The following is a 2995-nucleotide window of genomic DNA, read 5'->3' on the forward strand; positions in this document are numbered from 1 at the left end:
GTCGAGCGCTTCGCCCGCCCGCCAGCCGCGGCGCCCGCGGAGTCCCCGGCGTCCCCGCGCGCTGCTGCCTTCGGCGGTCCTGGCTGCGACCTGTCCGCGCTGACCCCCAGGGAACTCGAAGTCCTCGGCGTGATCGCGCGCGGTATGTCGAACGCCGAGATCGCGGCCCACCTCTTCCTCAGCGAGGCGACGGTGAAGACTCACGTCACCCGCATCCTCACGAAACTGGGCCTGCGCGACCGCGTCCAGGCCGTGGTCCTCGCCTACGAGTCTGGCCTGGTCTCCCCAGGCAGCTGAGGCATTGCGATGGGGCTTATGGCCATCCGAAGTAGGTCACCAGCGGTCACATCAGCCACTACCGTTCACCTTGTGCACCAGCTGACCACTTTCCAAGTTGAGTGACCGGTCACAAGTGGTCATATCGTGCACAAGGTACGCCTAGGGATCCTCGAGCGGTGAAACCCGTGAGGGCTGTGGGACCGGTGAGGTTGCCCGGCGGGAAGGCAGAGGGAAAACAAAGCTGGCCTGCGTTTCCGCAGGCCAGCTTTTGGGTGGGCGAGGAGGGATTTGAACCCTCACACCCTTTCGGGCACACGGACCTGAACCGTGCGCGTCTGCCGTTCCGCCACCCGCCCCGGGCGAGGACTTAGATTAGCACGTCCTCATCAGCACTCGTACCCCGGATACCATCAGGTACGAAAGGTGCCGAAGGGAGGCCGGACGGGTGGGTGTTTTGCAGCGCTTCGAACGGCGGCTTGAAGGCATGGTCGAAGGAGCCTTCGCGCGCGCCTTCAAGTCGGAACTGCAGCCCGTGGAGGTTGCCAGCGCGATTCAGCGTGAGATGGACGACCGCGCCGCGATCGTGGCCCAGGGCCGTACCCTCGTGCCGAACGATTTCGTCGTCGAGGTGGCCGAGAGCGATTTCGAGCGGCTGGACGTGTATGCGGAGAGCCTCGGCGTGGAGCTGGCAACCCTGGCCAGGGACTACGCCAAGGAGCAGGGGTACTCGTTCGTCGGCCCGGTGCGAATGCGGTTCGAGGGCATCCCAGACCTCACGACGGGCACGTTCCGGATTAGGTCCGGGGTGATCAGGGGCCACACCGTCGAGGCAGGCGAGGTCCGGCAGCCGGTCAGCGACCTGCCGCGGGCGCCTGGCGCGCAGTTCTACGGCAGGCCGCGGCTCGTCGTGGCGGGCTCGGCCCCAGGGACGGGCCTGGAGGCCGGCAGCACGTACGACCTGCAGACGCCGGTGACGCTGCTCGGCCGGGGGACCGACTGCGACCTGCGGCTGGTTGACCCTGGCGTGTCGCGGCACCACGCCGAGCTGCGCGTGGAAGACGACCAGGTCGTCCTTGTCGACCTGGGCTCGACCAACGGCACGCTTGTCAACGGGCAGCCGGTGCGGCGTGTCATGCTCACCGACGGCACTAACGTGACGCTGGGCCGCACAAGCCTGGTCTTCCGGCAGGACACGGGTTACCGGCAGGACGCCGGTTACCGGCAGGACACCGCTTATTAGTAAGGCGCCCCCAGGTATCAGCGCCGGTACCGGATTAGAGACGCGCTAGACAGGTACCTGACGGCCGAGGACTGACTACCCTAAGGGCAGCAAAAACTCAAGCGACGCAGAAGCCGAGGACAACGCACCGGATGAACTCCCTCACCCTCACCCTGATTAGGGTGGCCTTCTTGGCCGTTCTATGGCTGTTTGTCATCGCGGCCATCGGCGTGGTGCGTACCGACCTGTTCGGCACTGCGGCCGCGAAGGTGCGCAGGGGCCGGAACCGGGTACAGCAGAGGCAGCCTCAGCGGCCCCAGAAGCAGCAGAAACCGAGTCGCGGCACCCCGCGTTTTCTCGTCGTCACAGAAGGCGGCCTGAGCGGCATGAGCATCGACCTTACCGATCAGCAAATTACGCTGGGCCGGGCGAATGACGCGACGCTGGTGCTGAATGACGACTACGCTTCAAGCCGACATGCCCGGATTTTTCCGCAGGACGGACAGTGGATCGTTGAGGATCTCGGTTCGACCAACGGCACCTACCTGGACCGTCAGAAGGTGACGAGGCCGACTCCGGTTTCCGTCGGCGTGCCGATCCGGATTGGGAAGACCGTTCTGGAATTGCGCAGATGACACTTGCACTCCGCTATGCGGTACGTTCCGACGTCGGTCTCCTCCGTGAGGGGAACGAGGATTCGGCGTACGCCGGCCCGCACCTGCTCGCGGTCGCCGACGGCATGGGAGGCCACGCGGCCGGCGAGGTGGCGAGTTCCGCGACGATCACGACGATCTCCTCGCTCGACTCCGAACGCCCTGGAATCGACCTGGTCAGCGCGCTGGCAGAAGCGGTCGCCATGGCGAACATGCGGCTGCAGGAGCTGGTGATCTCCGACCCGGCCACCGAGGGCATGGGTACCACGCTGACCGCGATGCTGTGGCTCGACGGGCACGCGGCGCTCTGCCACATTGGCGACTCCCGCGCGTACCTGCTGCGCAGCGGGCAGTTTTATCAGATCACGCACGACCACACGCTGGTCCAGTCGCTGGTCGACGAGGGCAAGATCACCGAAGACGACGTGGCCACGCACCCGCACAGGTCGCTCCTGCTGCGCGCCCTCGACGGCAGGACTATCGCAGAGCCCGACCTGTCCCAGCTCGAGACGATGCCCGGCGACCGCCTCCTGCTGTGCTCGGACGGGCTGTCCGGCGTGGTGACCGAGCAGACGCTGCACCAGACGCTCAGCTCGGTATGGGATCCGGACCAGGCCGCGCTGCAGCTCGTCGAGCTCGCCATCAAGGGCGGCGGCCCGGACAACATCACCGTCATCGTGGCCGACGTGCTGGACACCCAGACCAGCTCGATACCGCCGACCCTTGAGCCGGTACTGGCGGGCGCGGCGTCGCTCAGCTCCGCGACCGACCTGCGCTCGCCGGCGCGGCAGAGTTCCCCGGCGACCCGCGCGCTGCGGCTGGCCAGGACCGCGCCGCAGCAGGT

4 protein-coding genes and 1 tRNA gene are annotated in these 2995 nt (G+C 66.9%); 4 read left to right on the top strand and 1 reads right to left on the bottom strand.

The window, feature by feature from the left end:
- Positions 1-297: response regulator transcription factor (locus tag WA805_RS07920; protein WP_425242008.1), on the top strand; the 297-nt coding region annotated here is incomplete at its 5' end.
- Positions 298-552: 255 nt separating this feature from the next.
- On the opposite strand, the gene WA805_RS07925 is transcribed toward WA805_RS07920, so the two are convergent.
- Positions 553-635, bottom strand: a tRNA-Leu gene (locus WA805_RS07925).
- Between the two features lie 89 nt (positions 636-724).
- Between WA805_RS07925 and WA805_RS07930 the strand changes: the two genes are divergently transcribed.
- The 3 genes from WA805_RS07930 to WA805_RS07940 form a co-directional block, all read left to right on the top strand.
- On the top strand, positions 725-1519 hold the full coding sequence (locus WA805_RS07930; RefSeq protein WP_422290947.1) for an FhaA domain-containing protein: 795 nt from the start codon (positions 725-727) through the stop codon (positions 1517-1519).
- A 131-nt stretch (positions 1520-1650) separates the two neighbouring features.
- Positions 1651-2133, top strand: a complete 483-nt coding sequence (locus WA805_RS07935) for an FHA domain-containing protein FhaB/FipA (protein WP_422290948.1) — start codon at positions 1651-1653, stop codon at positions 2131-2133.
- Positions 2130-2995, top strand: an 866-nt coding sequence (locus tag WA805_RS07940; protein WP_422290949.1) for a PP2C family protein-serine/threonine phosphatase, incomplete at its 3' end; no start/stop codon positions are given. The genes WA805_RS07935 and WA805_RS07940, both read left to right, overlap by 4 nt.

The sequence above is a fragment of the Trebonia sp. genome (assembly GCF_049794275.1).
GTDB lineage: Bacteria > Actinomycetota > Actinomycetes > Streptosporangiales > Streptosporangiaceae > Trebonia.

Coding starts and splice junctions, on each gene's coding strand:
- WA805_RS07935 (WP_422290948.1), top strand. CDS start 1,651: ATGAACTCCCTCACCCTCACCCTGATTAGGGTGGCCTTCTTGGCCGTT.